Annotated in this window: 18 protein-coding genes and 1 other RNA gene; 13 read left to right on the forward strand and 6 right to left on the reverse strand. The window is 54.3% G+C overall.

Annotated elements, in window-relative coordinates:
* Positions 1 to 2: 2 nt before the first annotated feature.
* Positions 3 to 806 carry a prolyl hydroxylase family protein gene (locus LJ739_RS09255; RefSeq protein WP_229159715.1) on the forward strand — a complete coding sequence of 268 codons (804 nt, stop codon included), beginning with the start codon at positions 3 to 5 and terminating at the stop codon, positions 804 to 806.
* A 10-nt stretch (positions 807 to 816) separates the two neighbouring features.
* On the opposite strand, the gene LJ739_RS09260 is transcribed toward LJ739_RS09255, so the two are convergent.
* Together LJ739_RS09260 and LJ739_RS09265 are read right to left on the reverse strand one after the other, a co-directional pair.
* Positions 817 to 1,296, reverse strand: a complete 480-nt coding sequence (locus tag LJ739_RS09260) for an aminoacyl-tRNA deacylase (RefSeq protein WP_229159717.1) — start codon at positions 1,294 to 1,296, stop codon at positions 817 to 819.
* Positions 1,297 to 1,445: 149 nt separating this feature from the next.
* Positions 1,446 to 2,024 (reverse strand): DVUA0089 family protein, encoded by a 579-nt coding sequence (locus LJ739_RS09265; RefSeq protein ID WP_229159719.1) that lies wholly within the window; start codon positions 2,022 to 2,024, stop codon positions 1,446 to 1,448.
* 231 nt (positions 2,025 to 2,255) lie between these two features.
* Here LJ739_RS09265 and rnpB point away from each other — a divergent pair.
* Together rnpB and LJ739_RS09275 are read left to right on the forward strand one after the other, a co-directional pair.
* Positions 2,256 to 2,616, forward strand: an RNA gene (rnpB, locus tag LJ739_RS09270) — RNase P RNA component class A.
* A gap of 111 nt (positions 2,617 to 2,727) precedes the next feature.
* On the forward strand, positions 2,728 to 4,215 hold the full coding sequence (locus LJ739_RS09275; RefSeq protein ID WP_229159721.1) for a PDZ domain-containing protein: 1,488 nt from the start codon (positions 2,728 to 2,730) through the stop codon (positions 4,213 to 4,215).
* A 41-nt stretch (positions 4,216 to 4,256) separates the two neighbouring features.
* Here LJ739_RS09275 and LJ739_RS09280 read toward each other — a convergent pair whose 3' ends face one another.
* From LJ739_RS09280 to LJ739_RS09290, 3 genes are read right to left on the reverse strand one after another with little or no spacing between them, the layout of a single operon-like run.
* Positions 4,257 to 4,751, reverse strand: coding sequence for a GNAT family N-acetyltransferase (locus LJ739_RS09280; RefSeq protein WP_229159723.1), 495 nt, complete (start codon positions 4,749 to 4,751; stop codon positions 4,257 to 4,259).
* A gap of 57 nt (positions 4,752 to 4,808) precedes the next feature.
* Positions 4,809 to 6,017, reverse strand: a complete 1,209-nt coding sequence (locus tag LJ739_RS09285) for a dipeptidase (RefSeq protein ID WP_229159725.1) — start codon at positions 6,015 to 6,017, stop codon at positions 4,809 to 4,811.
* 3 nt (positions 6,018 to 6,020) lie between these two features.
* A complete protein-coding gene (locus LJ739_RS09290) occupies positions 6,021 to 7,961 on the reverse strand; it encodes a S9 family peptidase (RefSeq protein WP_229159727.1) in 1,941 nt (646 codons plus the stop codon).
* Between the two features lie 246 nt (positions 7,962 to 8,207).
* Here LJ739_RS09290 and LJ739_RS09295 point away from each other — a divergent pair, with 246 nt between their 5' ends.
* The 3 genes from LJ739_RS09295 to LJ739_RS09305 all read left to right on the forward strand — a co-directional run bounded on the left by LJ739_RS09295 (position 8,208) and on the right by LJ739_RS09305 (position 11,838).
* Positions 8,208 to 9,668: a RimK family protein gene (locus LJ739_RS09295; RefSeq protein ID WP_229159729.1), complete on the forward strand. Its 1,461-nt coding sequence runs from the start codon at positions 8,208 to 8,210 to the stop codon at positions 9,666 to 9,668.
* Positions 9,658 to 10,803: a peptidase C39 family protein gene (locus LJ739_RS09300; protein WP_407646766.1), complete on the forward strand. Its 1,146-nt coding sequence runs from the start codon at positions 9,658 to 9,660 to the stop codon at positions 10,801 to 10,803. The genes LJ739_RS09295 and LJ739_RS09300 overlap by 11 nt, the downstream gene beginning before the upstream one ends.
* Before the next feature lie 258 nt (positions 10,804 to 11,061).
* A complete protein-coding gene (locus LJ739_RS09305) occupies positions 11,062 to 11,838 on the forward strand; it encodes a SapC family protein (RefSeq protein WP_229159731.1) in 777 nt (258 codons plus the stop codon).
* A gap of 57 nt (positions 11,839 to 11,895) precedes the next feature.
* Here the strand turns inward: LJ739_RS09305 and LJ739_RS09310 are convergent, their stop codons facing one another.
* On the reverse strand, positions 11,896 to 12,945 hold the full coding sequence (locus LJ739_RS09310) for an aldose epimerase family protein (protein WP_229159733.1): 1,050 nt from the start codon (positions 12,943 to 12,945) through the stop codon (positions 11,896 to 11,898).
* 412 nt (positions 12,946 to 13,357) lie between these two features.
* On the opposite strand from LJ739_RS09310, the gene mraZ reads away from it, so the two are divergent.
* From mraZ to mraY, 7 genes are read left to right on the forward strand one after another with little or no spacing between them, the layout of a single operon-like run.
* Complete coding sequence (gene mraZ, locus LJ739_RS09315) at positions 13,358 to 13,816, forward strand: division/cell wall cluster transcriptional repressor MraZ (protein WP_229159735.1); 459 nt, start codon at positions 13,358 to 13,360, stop codon at positions 13,814 to 13,816.
* A complete protein-coding gene (gene rsmH, locus LJ739_RS09320) occupies positions 13,816 to 14,751 on the forward strand; it encodes a 16S rRNA (cytosine(1402)-N(4))-methyltransferase RsmH (protein WP_229159737.1) in 936 nt (311 codons plus the stop codon). Before mraZ ends, rsmH begins: the two co-directional genes overlap by 1 nt.
* Positions 14,748 to 15,068, forward strand: a complete 321-nt coding sequence (gene ftsL, locus LJ739_RS09325; RefSeq protein WP_229159739.1) for a cell division protein FtsL — start codon at positions 14,748 to 14,750, stop codon at positions 15,066 to 15,068. The genes rsmH and ftsL overlap by 4 nt, the downstream gene beginning before the upstream one ends.
* Positions 15,065 to 16,816, forward strand: coding sequence for a penicillin-binding transpeptidase domain-containing protein (locus LJ739_RS09330; RefSeq protein WP_229159741.1), 1,752 nt, complete (start codon positions 15,065 to 15,067; stop codon positions 16,814 to 16,816). Before ftsL ends, LJ739_RS09330 begins: the two co-directional genes overlap by 4 nt.
* Positions 16,803 to 18,326: a UDP-N-acetylmuramoyl-L-alanyl-D-glutamate--2,6-diaminopimelate ligase gene (gene murE / locus LJ739_RS09335; protein WP_229159743.1), complete on the forward strand. Its 1,524-nt coding sequence runs from the start codon at positions 16,803 to 16,805 to the stop codon at positions 18,324 to 18,326. The genes LJ739_RS09330 and murE overlap by 14 nt, the downstream gene beginning before the upstream one ends.
* Positions 18,323 to 19,717: a UDP-N-acetylmuramoyl-tripeptide--D-alanyl-D-alanine ligase gene (locus tag LJ739_RS09340; protein WP_229159745.1), complete on the forward strand. Its 1,395-nt coding sequence runs from the start codon at positions 18,323 to 18,325 to the stop codon at positions 19,715 to 19,717. The genes murE and LJ739_RS09340 overlap by 4 nt, the downstream gene beginning before the upstream one ends.
* On the forward strand, positions 19,711 to 20,793 hold the full coding sequence (gene mraY, locus LJ739_RS09345) for a phospho-N-acetylmuramoyl-pentapeptide-transferase (RefSeq protein WP_229159747.1): 1,083 nt from the start codon (positions 19,711 to 19,713) through the stop codon (positions 20,791 to 20,793). The genes LJ739_RS09340 and mraY overlap by 7 nt, the downstream gene beginning before the upstream one ends.
* Positions 20,794 to 20,798 lie beyond the last annotated feature (5 nt).

The following is a 20,798-nucleotide window of genomic DNA, read 5'->3' on the forward strand; positions in this document are numbered from 1 at the left end:
TCTTGGCCGACTTGCCTCGCCAATGGCGTGACTGGATTGCAGACAATCTCAACCGCGGGGTATCCGCCGAGACGTTGTTGAGTCGTTTGTGCGACAACGGATTTGTCTACCAGCAATGCCTGCCTTACCTTGAAGCGCATTTGGCGCCTGAACTGTTAGTCGACCACAGTGCCGATTTCTATCAGCGCCTGGCAACGCCGCGTTTACTCAAGCAATTGGACCAATGGCAAGCCAGGCTGCTCGATGTTGCAGATGCTCAATTTGTGGTGTTGGAGCAGTTTTTATCGGTGCGAAAGTGTACTGAACTGGCTGCACTGGCGAAAACCCGTTTGCGCCCTTCAGAGATCACCGCTACGCAGGGGTACGAGGGGTTCAGAACCTCTTCAACCTGTGATCTGCCGACACTGCATCATCCGCTGGCAGCGCAGGTCGAACAACGGATTGTCGATGCAATGGGCTTGGGTATTGGTGAAGCTGAGCCAATTCAGGCGCAACACTATGCGCCGGGGCAGGGGTTTAAAGCGCACACCGACTACTTTGAACCGGGCAGTGATGAGTACCGTGATTTTGCCGCACAGGATGGCCAGCGCAGCTGGACGTTCATGCTCTATCTGAGCGAAGGCTGCCAAGGCGGAGAAACCGAGTTTCCTCACCTGGGGTTGCGCTTTTCACCCCGAACAGGCATGGCCCTGGCCTGGAACAATCTGTGTTCAGACGGTACGCCCAACCCACGTACGTTACATCAGGCACACCCGGTCACTCAAGGCGAAAAAGTGGTGATCACCAAGTGGTTCAGGGAACGCTGAACAGCCCGTATCAGTGGATGGTGCGATAGCTGAAACGGCCATGTTTGGCATTGCCCAACATGCGCACAAAGTCTTCTTTATCCATGGCAATCAAGGTTTCGTGATCTCCGCACTCCAGGTATACCGTGTTGCACTCTTCCAAGGCTTCGTCATAGATGGCTTCCATGTGATAAGCCTGTGGGACGGGTGGAACAGCGCCTGAGTCGCAATCGGTAAACAGCTGATACACTTTGGCTTCCTTGACCAATTTGAAATCCCGGTGCAATTCATCCTGCAGTGCGCGTAAGCTGACTTTGTAATCACACGGCAGGATGGCCATCATGTGCTTGCCATCGTGGTCTTCGAGCATCACGGCTTTGGCCATGTCGTGCAGGGGAACATCGGCGCTAAGGGCAGAGCCCAGCGAACTTTTGCTGTGCGGATGACTGCGCAGCTCGTAACGAATGTGTTGACTGTCCAGATAATGGGTAACGCGGTTGTCTGATGACATACTTGCCTCCAAACCTAGTGAAACTTAGCTCTTCAAGTATAGTCAATCTGGGCCGAGCGGTTTCTGCGTTACCGGTTTTTGCCGGCTAGTCCTTGATGTTTAGAGCAAAAAAACCACCGCGCGGCGGTGGTTTTTTGGAAAAATGCAAATTACTTGCGGCGACGGGCCATCAGCAGACCACCGAATGCCATCAGCAGCAGAGTGGCGGGTGCAGGTACAGGCGTACCACCACCTGGGTTGGTTGCTGAATCAACGCCGTCCAGCCATACGCTCCAGAAGGTGCCTTCGTTACAATCGTTGGCAGGCTGACACCACTGACTCAGTGGGATAGCAGTCTCACTGTCAAAACTGAATCCATCAGCGAGGGTAGAGCCTGCGGCAAAGTTATTGAAAGTGGCGATGGTAAAGGTGTAGTTACCGGCAGCCAGGAAAGGCAAGGTGAAACCGGAGTCAAAAACGGTTTGGGTTGCCGGATCGATTGAATCGTTGTCATCGTTTTCATCCAGCAGGTTGCCCGCAGCATCCCACAACGCCGTAATGGGGTCAAAGTTAACACCACCATCATGTGAGTCGGTCCACACGCGAACGTTGTTGGCGTCGCTCAGCAGGGTGAAGTCGATACGGATAACATCATTGTGATTGGCGATGTTGCCGGTAAAGTTGATCAGTGCGGCCTGTGCAGTTCCTGCGCATAACAGTGCGGCACCCAATAACAGTCTCTTGAACATGGTTCTTCCTTTAATTTGCTATCGTTTCAGTCAGTTAGTCACGAAAATATCGTGAACTCAACAATCCCTAGCTATTTCTGTGCCAAAAATTAAAAGGTATGTAAAACAATTGGTTATCATGTATTTTGGGTGAGTTTTACTCATTGCTGTTAAAAAAGCTGACAGACTGTCCAAGTTACCGGTGCGGACAAACGTAGACGCTGAACGGACAACGGCGTAGAATCCGCCCCCTGAGTTGGCCAGGTGATCGCCGTCTGCATCGCAGAGGGAGGAAAGTCCGGGCTCCACAGGGCAGGGTGCCAGATAACGTCTGGGCGGCGTGAGCCGACGACCAGTGCAGCAGAGAGTAAACCGCCTAAGCGCTTCGGCGCCGGTAAGGGTGAAAGGGTGCGGTAAGAGCGCACCGCGTGACTGGCAACAGTTCACGGCACGGTAAACTCCACCCGGAGCAAGACCAAATAGGGTTCCTTATGGTGTGGCCCACATCGGAACCGGGTAGGTTGCTTGAGCCTGCGAGTGATTGCAGGCCTAGATGAATGATCACCACGCTAGCAATAGCGTACAGAACCCGGCTTACCGGCCGACTCACCCCTTTACAGACGCGTCGTCATTGGCGACGCGGCTCACTTTCCCTTCTCGCATACCGATTTGGCGCTGCAGCAACTACCCTTAGAGAATCGCAACTGTATACAGGTATCCGCACATGGCAGACAATCGGGGGGTACACCCCTGTCGGCACTGCTTGCAACCTATCCCGATTGAGGCAACGCGCTGTTTTCATTGCCAGGCGAGTGTGTCAGACACGTCCCGATGGCGACAGTGGGCAACCCAAGCCGTCGCATTGATAGGTGCTATGACCGCAGCGTTGAGCTTGTTCTACGCGCTACGGGAAGGCTATTACGCGGTTGAAAAGCGTCAGCAACACCGAGAGGCGTTACAATCCTACCTCGACGTAGCAGATTTTTTTGACCAGCAGCAGGCCACAGGTTTTGCGCTGGATGCCTACAACAAAGCGCTGGCTTTGTCTTCGTCGGATCTTTCCTTGCAACGAAAAGTGTTTGTGTTGCAGGCCGGGCAGTGGTTGGCACAGCAGTCAGGGTACGCTGATCACGACCAGCAATCCGAACTGCGTCAGCTGATCATGGACGGCTTTCGCTTACTCAATCAACAGCCCGAGCGTTCGGTATCCGCAACCCTCAATGTACGCCTGGCACAGCTACTGCCTTATGACCGGGATTGGTACGATCCGGCCTTAATACAGACACTGTACACCGATGCCCTGCATCGCGCAGGCGAAGACATCGGTGTGTTGTACCCCTATGCCCAGTGGCTTATCCGTGATGACGTTGACCCTACTTACGGCCTGACTTTGTTGGAAAAGGCTGCGCAATTGGCGCCGGATGCTGCTCACATTCGCTACGCTGCCGGACACCAGACCATCACCCAGACACAGCAAATGGCGGCTGGGCTGTCGCATTTTCTGGCTGCGGTCGACGTCGATTCGCCGTCCAGCCCGCAAGTGGTGGAGGGCAAGGTAAATGCCCGCCAGGCCTTGCGTCGTTGGATGCTGGATATGACAGAGCCGCAATGGCTGGCGTTAAGCGGGGATATGCAACAACGCTTGCTTGATGCTGTGGCGTCACTGTTTCCCCGCGATCGGCGGCTGGCATTGGTCAGTGCAAGGCGCTGGCAGGCACTGGCGCGTCCGCAACGGGCGTTGGACCGATTGGCCATTGCCCTTCCTGAAGAACAACGCAGCGAGGGGATCAGCGCCTATACAGTCGACGCGTTTGAAGTGTTGCATCAATTGCTGGCCCAGTCTTCAGCAGACAGTGCCGAGGCGCAAGCACTTGAAACGCGCCTGCAAGACTATCACGCCGCACAACAGGAACAGCAGGTCATGGAGTGGGGAATTGAAGGTCAGCATCGCTATAAGGTCGGGCTGGTGGTGTGGCGACATCCAGAATCACCTGAACAGCAGGGGATCCCTATCAAAAAAGCCTACGGCCAGTATCCGTTCGCACGGGCCGGTGTTAAAGACGGCGATTGGCTGGTGCGTTTTGCCCATCGGGATGTCAGTGACATCAGGGTGTTGCTGCGCTTACTAGGCCAATTCAGTCCCGGCAGTGATGTTCCTATGACGGTAAAGCGCGACGACCAGTCTGTCGAGCTGATGTTAACGGTCGAGTAGTGCTACCCGACCATGGGTGTTAGCCCTTCACACAGCGCTGTTTAGGCTCCGGTAATACATTTGGCCATCAGGTGAACATCGGTATACTGGCCGTCGCGGAAGGCATATTCGCGGGCGGTGCCTTCAATCACAAAACCGTGTTTTTGGTACAGCGCTATGGCAGCGTCGTTGTCGCAATACACTTCCAGTTCCAGACGGCGTATCGCCAGCCAGTTCATCGCCAAGTCCATGGCGGCGAGCAGGAGTTTATCGGCCACGCCCTGACGGCGCTGGGATTCATCCACTGCCATGCCGATATTGGCCACATGACGTCGGCGGGGATTGTCCATCAGGGCCATGCCCAGTTGCCCGGCAAGCTGGCCGTTGTCACTGATTGCGACCAAGCTGCGGAAGTCATCACCTGGTTGTGACAACATGCGCTGCCATTTGATCAGTGAAGGGAATGGGGTTTGTAACGTTTGCGCGTAACAACTGGGTTGCGCGTACAACTGGTGAATGGCAGGAATATCCTGTTCGGTACTGTGTCGGATGTGCATGGTCAGGTCCGTTTGAGCGAAAAAGGCGGCCGCCAGAGCGGCCGGTGTCACATAAAATCAGGATTTGTTGCTGTTGTGCTCGGCGGCTACCCGTTCAACTTCTCGCCATACCCGCAGCAGGTTCTCACCCAATAGCTTGGCAATATCGTCATCACTGTAGCCCCGGCGCAGTAGCTCGGCGACCAGGTTCGGATAACTGGCAACGTCCTTGAGGCCCTGGGGCAGTGAGTCACCCACACCATCGTAATCCGAACCAATGCCGACATGCTCAATACCGACCAGCTTCACGACGTGGTCGATGTGGTCGGCGACTTTGGCAACGCCGGCAAACGGAAACGGTTTTTCTTCACGGTACTGTGCTTCGAAGCCCTGGGCTTGCTCGCTGTCTTCACCGTATTGTTGTTCAACCGGCTTGCGGGCCTGACTGAATTGGTTGCGCCAGTTGCGCGCCACCTGATCAACAAAGGTGGAGCCGAAATTGATCATCACCACGCCACCGTTTTCAGCCAGGGCTTTGATCATGTCGTCGTCCATGTTGCGCTCAAAACCGGGTGTAAACGAACGCAATGAAGAGTGCGAGGCAATCACCGGCGCGGTGGAGATTTCCACTGCTTGATAAAACGCAGCGTCGGAAACGTGAGAGATGTCTACCATCATGCCGAGCGCATTCATTTCCCGAACCATCTCTTTACCAAACGGACTCAGACCTTTCCATTTACGGCGCAAATCATACGAAGAGTCGCTGATGTGATTGCTCTGTGAGTGGGCCAGCGTGATGTAACGGATGCCGCGGTCATAGAAGGCCTTCAGCGTTGCCAGGCTGCCTTGCACCGGAGAGCCGTTTTCCATGCCCATGGGCAGTGAAATCAGGCCTTGTTTGAACTGTTCTTCGACATCCGCCACGGAGGTGGCAATGGCAAACTTGTCTGGCGCGCGGCCGACGATGGCCTCGACGCTGTCGATCAGTTTATGTGCCAGTGCGGTTGACTCAGCCGACGCGTCCAGCTCAGCGGGGACATAAATGGACATGAACGGTGCATTCAGGCCGCCCTGACGGGCACGGGGGTAATCGAAATCGCCCCCTTCTGTGGCCTGTGTCACGTCGACCCATTGCTCGTTGACCCGATAAGGTACATCAATGTGTCCATCCACCAGAATATGTTGCTGGGTGAGCGCTTTGGCATGGGCCAGCACATCATCCTGCTGTTCAGCAACGGCAGCGCCGCACAGCGCAAGAGAGACAGTCAACGATAAGGGTTTCAACATGGATCAGTTTTCCTTTTCAGGTGAGGCCAGGTGGCGTTCAAGAAATGCGGCCAGCTCGCGGTAAAAAATCACCCGGTTTTCCAGTTTGGTCACGCTGTGCCCTTCATCGGCAAAGCGTAAATAGGTGACCGGAATACCTTTGGCACGCAATGATTTAACCATAGTATCAGATTCTTCGACCGGGTCACGAGGGTCATTCACACCGTGTTGATAAAACATAGGGGCAATGATGTTGTTGACCGTATTGATGGGGCTATTGGCGGCATAAAATGCTTGCCAGCGCGGTTCGCGAATATCGCCGTATTCAATACGGTCAGAGGCTTTAAGGCCTGGTGACGCATTTTGCAGTGCTTTTACCCAATCGGCGACACCGACAAATGATGCCCCTGCTTTAAAGGCCTGTGGGTAAGCCCCCATCACTGCATTGACCATGTAGCCGCCGTAGGAACCGCCCATCGCGGCGGCGCGTTGGGCATCAACCCGACCGTCTTTTTTCAGCCAGGCCAGCGCATCCACCAGGTCTCTGACACTGTCCAGGCGTTTGGTTTGATTGTCCAGCCGTGCATAGGTCTTACCAAATCCGGTGGACCCTCGTACATTGATATCCAGCACGGCAATGCCTCTGCTGACAAGGTATTGGGTTAAGGGCTGCCAGCTCGCTTTGCTCTGGGCAGTCGGACCGCCATGGATATCTATGACCACTGGTGGGACCTCGCCTTGAGGGGTTTCAGGCAGGTACAGCAGCCCCTGGAGCATCACGCCATCTCTGGCTGGAAACTGTACAACGGTTGGAAAGACGAATTGCTCAGCGCTTAACCCCGCCAACGTCGAAGGCAGTACTAACCTGGGGGTAGGATCATTGAGGTTCAGTACATAGACGTCGCCGGGCGTGTCAGGGCCACGCAACAGGATAGCTGCACTGGCGGTGTTACCGCAGGAAAGGCTGAGGGTGCCAGTGGGTGTGTCTATCGGGGTTGCTTGTCGGGTTTGTTGATCCTGAATATAGAGCCGGTCAATGCCCTGATCATTCTCACGCCACATCAGAGTGCGGTCCTGTTGACACAATTGAACGTCTTCGATGTTGTGTTGCACACTGCGCACGGTTGCTGTCTGGCTGTTGGCATAGTCGTAGTAAGCCAAGGCCATCATTTCACCGTCCTGATTCGTGGTGAAATAAAAGCCCGTACCATCCGCCTGCCACTGAATATTGTTGTAGCGAGCTGCAACGTCAGGTTTGAACAGTGTCTTGAGCGTGCCATCACCTTTGTCCGTATCCAGTGCATACAGGTTATTGGCATCTTCACCCCGTACCTCGGCCACCAATAACGTTGCTGAACCCGGACGCCAACTGACCGGGTAGTAGCCAAACTCGGCTTCATAGATACGCTTGCTGCCACCTTGTTCGAGATCCAGCAAGTACAGGTCGAAATCCCGTCCATTGCGTTCAGTGGATGCATAGGCAAGGTAGCGTCCGTCGGGACTCACAGGTCCTAGTGCCCTGAAGCTGTCATTGGCCGGCAGTAAGGGTTTTTCGTGCTTGCCGTCCAAGGTGATCATGACGAAGGCTTCTCGCTCATTGCCTTCATTATCGGCGGTGTAAATCAGGTGCCGACCATCGGGGTGCCAGCGATAGTTGCGCACACCATTGCCGAAGGTGAGCTGCTGCTGACGTCCATCCTTCAGATGCTTCACCCACAATTGCGGTGATCCGGTCACTGAACTGGTAAACGCGATCACCGAACCATCGGGACCCATTTGCGCAGATTGAGCGCCACGGGACAACAGGATGCGTGAGATGTCGCTGGGTTGTTGCCCCGCATAGCCAATGGATAAGGGCTGTGCTGCAGGCGTATCCTGAGGATAGGGCCAGTCCTGCTCCGCTAACACCGGTGAACTCAGTGCAATCCCTGCCAGCAAGCTTGCGGTCAGTAGTGATGACGTCATTTTATTTGCCTCTTATTGTGTGCCCGGCGCAGACGCTGCGGGACCTGAGAATGCTAGCCTAGAGCAATGCCGGGCGGCGGTAAAGTCCACGAATAAGGCGACACAAATATCTTTTCCTGAGGACAAATATTTTTCGTACAGAAACCCGTCTCTGATGCTTGTGAATTGCGCCATTGAGCCTATAGTGCGCGACATACCATCACAGGGCGCGGTGCTCTGTGTTTTGGCTTCTTTGCGGAGCGTAACATGTTTAAAACCCTCGTCGTTGTAGACAATCTGGCCTCACTGCCAGCCATGGATACAGAGACACTGGATTTCGACCAATACCTGGCCGAGTACCCCAAAGCAGGCGAACCTAAAACTCGGCTGATCAACTTATGTGCTACCCAGCGATACCTGAGTGAAGGGTACTATTGTTCATTGCTCGCAGAAGCCAGGCAGCACAAAGTGTTGCCCAGCGTAAATACCATCAATGATTTACGCACTCTGAGCGAGCAACAAGCCGAATCCAACACCGGCATGGCCGTGCCACAACCTTTGTTCAACGAGTTGAAAGGGTCCGGCGATGTGAATTTTCTGGTGGTGTTCGGGGGCTGTCAGCAGGCTCGCTACAAGCGCCTGGCCAAATATGTGTTTGAGCAATATCCGGCGCCGGTGTTATCCGTCGCTGTCAAGCATGTGCAGGGTTTGCCGGTGGTACAACTGGGCCTGTTGGGTATTCATGAGATGGCTGCTGAGGATTGGCCGTTTCTGGTTGAACGATTACAGCATTTTACTGCTACAACCTGGCGGCCAAGAACCAGTAAGAAACGGGCGCGCTGGGACATGGCGATCCTGGTGAATCCGGATGAAGCGACGCCGCCGAGCGATCAGAAGGCGATCAAGAACTTTGTTAAAGCCGCCGAGCAGGTGGGTATCCAGGCCGATGTCATCACGCCGGATCAGGGCCGTTTAATCTCACAGTACGATGCGTTGTTCATTCGTGAGACGACCGCCATCAACCACCACACCTATCGACTGGCACGTAAAGCCGAGCAGGATGGTCTGGTGGTAATTGACGATGCCACATCAATACTGCGTTGCTGCAATAAGGTGTTTTTACAAGATGCATTCACCTACCACAAAATTCCCGCGCCGCGCAGTCGCTTTGTGTCGCATCTGGACGATGACGTGTGCGATGCACTGGAACAGCAATTTGAATACCCGATGGTATTAAAGCTGCCGGAAAGCTCGTTTTCGATGGGGGTTTACAAGGCAGAGAACCGTCAGGAACTGACACAACGCCTGGCGGCGATGTTGGCACAGTCGGCGTTGGTATTGGTGCAGGAGTATGTGTACACCGAGTACGATTGGCGCATTGGTGTGTTGAATGGGCGGGCTATCTATGCCTGTCGTTATTTTATGGCCCGCAACCACTGGCAGATCTACAACCATGGCGCCAAGTCCCATACATCGGGTGACTTTGAAACCATGCCGACCTTTGAAGTGCCAAAGCCAGTTTTGGATGCCGCAGTTAAAGCCAGCGCTATTGTCGGTAAAAGCCTGTATGGCGTTGACATCAAATACCGTAACAATCAGGTGTATGTGATTGAAGTGAATGACAATCCCAGTATTGAGTCCAAAATTGAAGACCAATACTTGGGCAAAGAGTTGTACATGATACTGATGCAAACCTTCGCAGACAGGTTGGAAGCCCGTGGACGCTAATGCTGTGGCAGTGACATCTGTGGTTTCGCCCCTTGATATTGGTTTGCCGCAGCAGCAGGACCTGGATGCGCTGGTGGCGTTGGAGCAGCAGTGTTTTGACAGCGATCGCCTCAGCAGGCGGCAGTTCAAACATTGGTTAAAGGCGCCCGGGGGCGTGTTTCTGGTGGTCCGCGAGAAAGGCCTGGTGGTAGCGTATGGATTGGTGATCATGCGTAAAGGTACCCGCCTGGCGCGACTGTATTCGCTCGCGGTATCTCCTTTGATGCGTGGACGTGGTGTAGCGCGGGAGCTGTTATTGGCCCTGGAACAGGCCACCGTGGCGCAAGGCAAGTTGTTTATGCGACTGGAAGTGGCTGCGGACAACAGCGGTGCGATACACCTTTACCAGCAACTGGGTTATCGCACCTTCGGCACCTACAGTAAATACTACGACAACGGCAGTGATGCGTTGCGGATGCAAAAGCCCATACGCCAGGTGCTCAGTGCCCGGCGTTTGGGTGCATACCCCTGGTACCCGCAATCCACCGAGTTTACTTGTGGACCGGCGGCATTGATGATGGCAATGAAGCGTTTGCGCAGTGCGGAACCGCTGAATCTGGCGCGCGAGTTATGGATTTGGCGACAGGCCACAACCATTTACATGACCTCGGGTCACGGCGGATGTCATCCGCTGGGGCTCGGATTAGCCGCTACAGAGTTGGGCTTTCAAGCGCAGGTGTACATCAATCAACACGAGCCATTGTTTCTCGACGGTGTGCGCAGTGAACACAAGAAAGACATTTTGCGCGCCGTGCACGAGCAGTTTGTAACCGATGCCGGCAAACAGGACATTCAGGTATTGTGGCAGGACCCCAGCGTAGAGCGCCTGCAGGCAGCGTTGGCAGAAGGCGCTGCGGTGTTGTGTTTGATCAGTACCTACCGGATGGATGGCCGAAAAGTACCTCATTGGGTGACGGTTACGCACATTGATGAAGATTGTTTGTACCTGCACGATCCATACCCTGATGATGAACACCCCCATCCGATGGATTGTCAGCACATTCCGGTTGCGCGGGAGGATTTCTCTTTCATGGCGGCATACGGGAAAAACAAATTGCGCACAGCGGTAGTGGTTTATCCGGCCACAAAGGATTGAATTATGTCGAAGTGTCTCCACATCCTTAATTAGGCATCGTAAGAGATCAATCGGCAGATCAGTATGTTAGTAATTTGTTACCTGATCTGGCCGGGAATAGCCGTGACAACAAAGCGTAAATCCCACATACTTTGCCCCTCGCGAATGCCCCGTCCATTGATGCGGGAACACGCAATTCGATAATCAAGCCACCGAGGGTGGTTGAACCAACGCCGGTCACGGAGTCGCTGGCGTATAAAACGATAAGAGAAAGAAGTAATGACAATTAACTACGTTCCGCTGGACAAAGACAAACACAGCAACATTAAAGTCAAAGCACGTCACGAATTCGAATATGCCAAAACCATTCACATGGCTGCAGTGACGTTGCGCGAGATGCCAATTATCGGTGGCAACATGCCGATCGTTTTCGTCAAGGATCCCAATACCGGCAACTTCCACACCATTGCCATGTTCGGCCTGGAAAAAGGCAGCAACCTGTACGTAAAAGACAACAAGTGGCAAACCCATGTATTGCCAATGAGCGTGCAGCGTTTTCCGTTTGACGTACGTCCTGACGGTGACAAACTGGGTGTGTTCATTGATGAGAACAGTGATCTGATCACCGATGACGGCGAACCGTTGTTCAACGACAAAGGTGAAGCGACAGAGTTCCTGCAAATGCGTCATCGTATGCTGAGCGATATCGCCAACAGTGAAATGGCCACTGGCCGTATGATCAAAATGCTCGATGAACTCGGCTTGTTTGAAGAAGTGCAACTGAACGTGTTGCACGCTGACGGTAACAAGCGTTCTGTTACAGGCATGTTTGTGATCAGCGAAGAGCGCCTGAACAAGCTGGATGATGACAAAATCATCGAGCTGCGCAAAGCCGGTTTCCTGGGCGCCGTGTATGCGCACCTGCTGTCACTGGGTCAAATCAACCGCTTGGCTTACCTGGCATCGACCACTGATGCGCCGATCATGTCGATTCAAATCGCACCGGCAGCATCGGCTGAACAAGCCCAGAAAGCGGCTGAGACCGCTGACGCCTGATAGGCCTGTTTTCAGTATTAAAAAAGCCAGCATATGCTGGCTTTTTTTATGGCTAAGTCAGCGCAATTGCCAGTGAGTTTGGTAATGGACGGTGCTACCCGGATTTAGTCGTGCGCTGGGAAAGTGGGTGTGATTGGGGCTGTCCGGGAAATGTTGGGTTTCCAGGCACACGCCCTGATAAGGGGCGTAGATAGCGCCGTGCTTTCCGTGAAGGTGATTGGGCAGGAAGTTGCCGGCATACAGTTGCACACCGGGAAGGTCGGTGGAGACCCGCAGGCGACGCCCGTTACCAGGGTGATAGAGCTCACCTGCGACAAAGGGCCGACCGTTGACAGACGGATAGTCTTTCAGACACCAGTTGTGATCTGGTCCATTGGCGGTGACTAAACCTGCTTCCTGTGCCTCCACCAACGCCCGCAGCGGGGTGGGGTGGCGAAGATCATAGGGCGTGGCTGCAACTGCACGGATCTCTCCGGTCGGCAACGCATCAGCCATCGCAGGTAAGTAATGATCGGCGTTCAGCCACACCTGGGTGTCCAACACATCGCCGCTGTGATGGCCGGCCAGGTTCATGTAGCTGTGCTGGGTCGGACTGAATACCGTCGGGCGGTCGCTGTTGGCGGTATAGTGAATGGATAGTCCATCGTCGTGTAACCAGTAGGTGACGGTCATTGCCAGGTTGCCGGGAAAACCCTGGTCATTGTGTGGGCTGGTCAGGGCCAGACGAACACCCTGGGTGCCGTTGTGGCACAATGGAGTGGCTTCCCACACCCGACGATGGAATCCGTCGGCACCCCCATGCAGACAATGTCCGGCCAGGTTGGTAGAAACCCGGTAAGGTTGCTGGTCAATGCTGAAACGACCGTGTCCGATGCGGTTGGCATATCGACCGACCACGGCGCCCTGACAACTGTTGTCTGACAGATAGCCATCAAGATCATCAAACCCCAGGATGATGTCATCCTGGGGCGCACCGGTTATCGACCAGGACTGAATGATGGCGCCCAAGGTCAACACATCCACCGTCATTCCCCGCTTGTTGCTCAGGCGATAGCGGTAGATTGCCCGACCATCGGGTAAGTATCCGAAGCATTGCGGTTGTTGCATGGGAGCCTCGCTGTCAGCGGTTGAAGTGAAGGCGCCGTTAACGCCGATGGCGGCTACTGTACAGAACTTTTTGCGTGGATGCGAGGTCACGAATGGGCAGGAATCACACAGCGATGTTGGCCTGCATTTGGTATACTTAAACGGCAATACCCTCTCTTCCCCGGTCCCTCCGACCCTCGGAAAAACGGAAATCTGCAACGGAATCAGACGCTTCCATTGAAGCCTTATTTTTAAAGGCCTTCGGCGGGGTGGATTCGTCGTTTTTTATTCTTGACAGGACGGTCAGGTGGTACCTAAACTGTGCAAAGTGGGTAAAAGTGGCAAAAAGTGGATCAAAGTGTCCATCGCAGTCGCAAATCAGTGCTTACAAAACAACAATAAAAGCAACTAACTAAAAAAAGGCTTAGGGGAAATGTTCCGCGGCGCTAATGCAATCAATCTAGATGCGAAAGGCAGAGTGGCGATACCAACGCGGTATCGGCAACTGCTGCTGGATGATTGTCAGGGACAGCTGGTTTGTACGATTGACACTCAGCAAAGCTGTTTGCTGCTTTACCCACTCACTGAATGGGAAGAAATCGAGCTCAAGTTAAGTAAGTTATCCACCATGAATCCTCATGAGCGTCGCCTGCAACGGCTGTTGCTGGGCTATGCAACCGAGGGGGAAATGGATAAAAACGGTCGGTTTCTGCTGTCTTCTCCACTTCGTCAGCATGCCAACCTCAACAAAGAGGTTATGCTGGTGGGTCAGTTAAATAAATTTGAAATCTGGGATGCTGAAACCTGGCACGCACAAGTATTACGTGACATGGAGACCGAGCAGACCGGCGACTTTGAACTGACCGAACGTCTTCAGGACTTCTCCCTCTAATGTCTGTGCCATTTACCCACACCTCGGTACTGCTGCAGGAGTCCGTTGATGCGCTGGCGATCCGCCCTGACGGTATCTACATTGATGCTACCTTCGGCCGCGGCGGTCATAGCCAGGCGATCCTCGATGCACTGTCTGACAACGGCCGCCTAATAGCACTGGATCGGGATCCCCAGGCAATCAGCGCAGCACAACGTTTTGCTGACGATCCCCGCTTTGAGATCGTCCACACCCCCTTTTCAGCCCTGCAAGCTGTCGTTGCTGAGAAAGGTCTGAACGAACAGATTGACGGGATTCTGATGGATCTCGGTGTGTCATCTCCTCAACTGGATGATGCGTCACGGGGTTTCAGCTTCATGAAAGACGGTCCGTTGGATATGCGCATGGATACCACCCGAGGTGTCAGTGCAGCTGACTGGCTGGCGAGTGCCGATGAAGATGACATCTGTCAGGTATTGAAAGAATTTGGCGAAGAAAAGTTTGGCCGCCGCATCGCCCATGCGATCGTGACAACCCGCGATGAGCAACCGCTGACCACCACTGCTCAATTGGCCAAACTGATCGATGCCGCTGTGCCGGTCAAAGACAAGCACAAACATCCAGCGACCCGCAGCTTTCAGGGTATCCGTATTTATATCAACAGTGAACTGGAGGAAATTCGCACGGCTCTCAAAGGTGCGTTGGCATCCTTGCGCAGTGGCGGACGTCTGGCGGTGATCAGTTTCCACTCCCTGGAAGATAGACTGGTTAAACGCTTTATGCGTGAACAAAGCCGTGGCAAGCAGGTGCCTCATGGGTTACCGCTGACTGAAAAAGAATTGGATGCCAGTCGGGCCATGCGCCTGATCGGTAAAGCCATCAAGCCGAGTTCGGCAGAATTACAACAAAATGTCAGGGCCAGGAGCTCCGTTCTCAGGGTGGCAGAGAAACGATGAGTGAACGCGGCAGCAACTTCAATCTGGTGTTGTTAATCCTCACCGAACTAGCCCGACATCCAGTGCGGGTTTTGTTGTTTTTAGCGGTACTGGCCAGTGCCGCGATGGTGATCCTGACCACCCACCACAATCGACAGATGGCGATTGCGCTGGAATCCACCATGCAGGAGCGGGATAAACTGGATGTTGAGTGGCGTCACCTGATCCTCGAACAGAGCGCGCTGACTGAGCACAACCGCATTGAATCGCTGGTCAAAGAGCAACTGGACATGCATCGTCCTACGCCAGAAGAAGAAATTGTGGTGAGGGTCAAATGACGGCACGTTCGGTCCACGCCAAGCAAAATGTTGCGCCAAGCCTCGTACACTGGCGCTTTTGGGTGGTCGTGGGTGTCATTCTGCTGGTGTTTGCCGGCCTGACCCTGCGCGCCGCTTATATTCAGGTCATCGACCCGGATATGTTGATTGAGCAGGGTGACAATCGCTCGCTGCGTACCCGCAACATGCCGGTTCACCGGGGCATCATTACCGATCGCAACGGTGAACAATTGGCTGTCAGCGTACCGGTGCAGGCCATTTGGGCAGATCCGAAAACCGTACATAGCGCCGATGCACTGTCGGACAACCGCCGTTGGCAGGCCCTGGCCGAAGTCCTTGGCATGAATGTTCAGACGCTGCGCGACAAGGTCGCCGACCCGAGCCGTCGCTTCGTGTACATCGAGCGCCAGGTGTCTCCGGCCATGGCTGATTATGTCGAACAACTGGATATCCCCGGTGTGTACTTGCGTGATGAGTCACGTCGTTACTACCCCAGCGGTGAAGTCTCGGCGCAATTGATCGGTTTTACCGATGTGGATGACAAGGGGCTGGAAGGCATCGAACGCCTGTATGATGACTGGCTGACCGGCACTCCCGGAAAGCGCAAGATCCGCCGTGACGGTAAAGGCCGTCAGGTCGAAATCCTGGAAGAAGAAAAAGGCGAAGCGCCGCATAATCTGCAATTGACCATTGATCAGCGTGTACAGGCCATTGCTTACAAAGAATTGAAAAAAGCCGTGCAGTACTACAAAGCCACGTCGGGATCAGCGGTGGTGGCAGACGTTAACACCGGCGAAGTGCTTGCACTGGTTAACAGCCCCTCTTTCAACCCCAACAACCGACAGGATGTATCACCGCACCGGGTGCGCAATCGCGCGATCACCGATGCCTTTGAGCCTGGATCGTCGGTCAAACCTTTGGCGGTGTTGAGTGCGCTGGAATTTGGTACCGTCGAGACCGACAGCGTGGTGGATACCTCGCCGGGGTGGATGCGTCTGGGTGGTAGTCGCGTGTATGACTCGCGAAATTACGGTGAGCTGACCCTGACCGAAATTATCCAGAAATCCAGCAACATGGGAACCTCCAAGTTGGCGTTGTCGGTGCCCAAGAGTTTTATCCTCGATTTGTATTATGAAATGGGTTTGATGAGCGACTCCGGCAGCAACCTGTTGGGGGAGAGTTCAGGTATCTTTCATGAGCGTTCTCGTTGGTCAGATTTTGAATTGTCGACCCTATCCTTTGGTTATGGTCTGTCAGTGACCACCATGCAATTGGCGCGTTTGTACACGATCCTGGGCAACGGTGGTATTAAGCGTCCGTTGCAGGTCATTAAGTCAGAAACGGCGATTACCGGTGAGCGGGTACTGAGTGAAGAAAACGCCCGGGCGGTACTGGAAATGATGGAAAGTGTGACCCAGGAAGGCGGCTCAGGCACCAAAGCCCGGGTGCCGGGTTATCGGGTTGCGGGCAAGACCGGCACCAGCCGTAAGGCAGTTGCCGGTGGCTACGGTGAGGAGTACGTGAACATTTTTGCCGGCGTTGCGCCGGTGTCCAATCCGCAGTTGGCCGTGGTTGTCCTGATCAACGAGCCCCGCGGTGAACTTTACTACGCTGGTGATACTGCGGCGCCAGTGTTTGGCAGTATTATGACGGGCGCGTTGCAACTGCTGAATGTGCCACCGGATAACCGCCGTGTGTCATCCCTTGCGGTCAATGCTCAGGTGGAGGTGCTCGATGGCGCAGAATAGCGGCAAAAGCATTCAACCTTTGCTGGCCGGTTACGGCATCGAAGCACCGGATATCCGCATCACCGATTTGGTGCTGGACAGCCGTGAAGTCGCTATACACAAAGGGTTTGTGGCTATCAAAGGCCATCAGCGGGATGGACGAGATTTTATTCCTCAGGCCATCAGTCTGGGCGCCAAGGTGATTTTGGCTGAATGTGATGAGGTCCAGCAACACGGCGCGTTGCAGATGCGTGAACAGTCGCTGATCATCTCATTTTACCGTTTGGCTACCTCCCTGTCTGAGCTGGCGTGTCGTTTTTATGATTATCCGGCCAAAGCAATGGATGTTGTGGCAGTGACCGGCACCAACGGCAAAACCTCTACTGTGCAATTGATTACCCAGTGGCGCCATGCCGTGGGTGAGGTTTGTGCTTCAGTTGGTACGCTGGGCGCTGGTGTCTATGCCGGACAACAGGCCGATTTGGATGAAACCGTCAATACCACACCTGATGCGGTGCAGATGCCCCGCTTGCTGGCAGATTTTGTTACTCAGGGCGTTCGTCAGGTCGCACTGGAGGCGTCTTCCCACGCGTTGGTGCAAGGCCGCATTGCCGCGTTAGACGTAAACGTTGCGGTGTTTACCAACCTGACCCGGGATCACCTGGATTATCATGGCACCATGGCCGAATACGCCAACGCCAAACGTCGCTTATTGGCGCAGCCCGGCCTGACCCATGTGGTCGTTAATCTGGATGATCCCGAAAGCCGACAATGGATCAACGCACTGCCTGAGCAGGTGCAATTGATTGGTATCACCCGGGGCAAACACGCTTTTTCCCTGCCCGAAGGGGCACTGCTACTGCGTGCAGAGCAGACGGTCTTTCACAGTGCCGGTTGCGACATTCAACTGACTGGCACGTTCGGCCAGGGCATCTTGTCTGTATCGCTGTTGGGGGCGTTCAACGTTCACAACGTGCTGTGTGCGATGGCATCTCTGCTGGCGCTGGGCGTTGACTTTGACACCCTGTTGGCCAAAGCGTCTAGCCTGCATCCAGTGGCCGGTCGCATGGAAGTGTTCAGTGCTCCCGGCTCGGCCAGTGTTGTCGTAGATTACGCCCACACACCGGATGCCTTGCAGCAAGCCCTGACAGCAATGGCCGATCACTGTCATGGACAGCGTTGGGTGGTGTTTGGTTGTGGTGGCGACCGGGACACTGGCAAGCGACCGTTGATGGGCGAAGTGGCAGAGCGATTTGCTGATCGCATCATTCTCACCAACGACAACAGTCGTTCAGAACAGCCATTGGCCATCGTGAATGACATTCTGGCAGGGTGCCGACAGCCGGAAGCCATCGACATTATTCTGGATCGCAAAGCCGCGATCCAATCAGCGCTGCAACACGCCGCCCCCGAGGACATGATCCTGGTGGCTGGCAAAGGCCACGAAAACTATCAAATCATCGGATCGGATGTGCTCGATTACGATGAACGCGACTACGTAAAAAATACAATAAAGGGGAACGCGCAATGATTACTGTGACGCTGGACTGGCTGGCTAATCAGGTCGGAGGACAAACTCAGCACGGCGATATCACCGTGACCGGAGTGAGTACGGATACGCGAACCATTCAGCCCGGTGACGTGTTTGTTGCATTGGTTGGTCCCAATTTTAACGGACATGCCTTCGTCGAGCAGGCACTGGAAAAAGGGGCGGTGGCTGCCATCGTGAGTGAGGAAGTTGATGCGCCCATTCCCCAGATCAACGTACAGGATACCAAGCTGGCGTTGGGCCAACTGGCGGCGGCAGTCAAAGCCGAAGTGGCACCGAAAACGGTCGCTATCACTGGCAGCAGCGGTAAAACGACGGTCAAAGAAATGGTTGCGGCGATCCTTTCTCGTCGCGGCAAAGTGCTGGCCACCCAGGGCAATTTCAACAATGACATCGGCGTACCGCTGACCTTGTTGCGCCTCGAACCCAGCCATGATTTTGCGGTGATAGAGCTGGGGGCCAATCACCTGGGTGAAATTGCTTATACCACCTCGCTGGTGAAGCCGGATGTGTCCACCATCGTCAATGCTGCAGCGGCGCACCTGGAAGGTTTTGGCAGTTTGTTTGGTGTGGCGCGGGCAAAGAGCGAAATTTTCAAAGGTCTTGAAGACAGTGGCGTAGCAATACTGAACCGTGACAGTCAGTTTTATGATTACTGGCATGGCAAATTACACCAGCACACGATCAAGACGTTCTCGGTTGAGCATGATGATCAGGATTTCACGGCCGAGGACGTGATGCTCGGCCTGGATGGCTGTGCCCAGTTTACCCTTGCTACGCCTAATGGCCGGATGCCGGTTCACCTGGCTTTGCCGGGCATGCACAATGTCAGCAACGCGCTGGTCGCGGCAGCATTGTCGATGGAAGTGGGTGCTAGCCTTGAAGATGTCAAATATGGTCTGGAACACATGAAACAGGTCAGCGGCCGCTTGCAGGTGCATCAACTGACCAATCAAATCAAGATCCTCGATGACAGCTACAACGCCAACGTCGCCTCGGTACATGCCGCGATTGACTTGCTGGCCAGCTTTTCTGGTCGACGTATTCTGGTACTGGGGGATATGGGTGAGTTGGGCGAGAAAGCCCGCTACTACCATGAAGAAGTGGGAGAGTACGCCCGCAACAAAGGTATCGATGCGCTGTACACCTTAGGGGTTCTGAGCCAAAGTGCCAGTGATGCGTTTGGTGGACAACATTTCAGTGATCTCGACACCCTGGTACAAGCCATCTGCGCTGACACCTGTAACGAACAGCGCGATGTTTCCGTGCTGGTCAAAGGGTCCCGTAGCGCACGAATGGAGCGAGTGGTCAAAGCCCTGGAGGGCTCTCCGTTGGGAAAGCTTGAACGGGTTAGGGAGCGCATCGCATGTTAATTTGGCTGGCCGAATGGCTGCAGCAGTATGAGTCCGGGTTCAACGTATTTTCGTACCTGACCATGCGTGCCATTCTCAGTACCCTGACAGCGTTGTTGATGGCAGTGTTGATTGGGCCTCGTATGATCACCTGGTTGCAGCGTATGCAGATTGGTCAGACCGTACGTGACGATGGTCCGCAAAGTCACTTATCAAAAGCCGGCACACCGACCATGGGCGGATTATTGATCCTGGCGGCTATCATCACCAGTGTGTTGTTGTGGGCCAATCTGGAAAACCGGTATGTGTGGGTGACATTGTTCATCGTTGCGGGGTACGGCTTGATCGGCTTTGTGGATGACTACCGTAAAGTGGTGCGCAAAGACCCTAAAGGGTTGATCGCAAAATGGAAGTATTTCTGGCAGTCGGTGATCGCTATCAGCGTGGCGATTTTCCTCTACGCCAATGCGCAGGATCCCGCCGAAACAGCACTGCTGGTACCGTTTTTTAAAGAAGTGATGCCGCAACTGGGTATGTTTTACATTGTGGTGGTGTATTTCACCGTGGTGGGTACCAGTAATGCGGTTAACCTGACCGACGGCCTGGATGGGCTGGCCATTGTACCAACCATACTGGTAGCCGGTGCGTTGGCGATTTTCGCCTATACCACCGGCAATACCAATTTTTCCAGCTACCTGAATATTCCCTACATTCCCGACACCAGTGAACTGGTGGTGGTGTGTACTGCCATCGTTGGCGCCGGTCTGGGCTTTCTGTGGTTTAACACCTATCCCGCGCAGGTTTTCATGGGTGATGTCGGCTCTCTGGCGCTGGGCGGTACCCTTGGCATTATGGCCGTTCTGGTGCGCCAGGAAATCGTACTGATCATCATGGGCGGCGTGTTCGTGGCCGAAACCCTCAGCGTGATATTGCAGGTTGGTTCGTACAAATTACGCGGCCAGCGTATTTTCAGAATGGCCCCCATTCACCATCACTATGAACTCAAAGGATGGCCCGAGCCGCGCGTTATTGTGCGCTTCTGGATCATCTCTCTGATCCTGGTGTTGGTGGGTCTGGCAACTCTGAAGTTGAGGTAACACAA

The organism is Fluctibacter halophilus (genome assembly GCF_020687825.1).
GTDB lineage: Bacteria > Pseudomonadota > Gammaproteobacteria > Enterobacterales > Alteromonadaceae > Fluctibacter > Fluctibacter halophilus.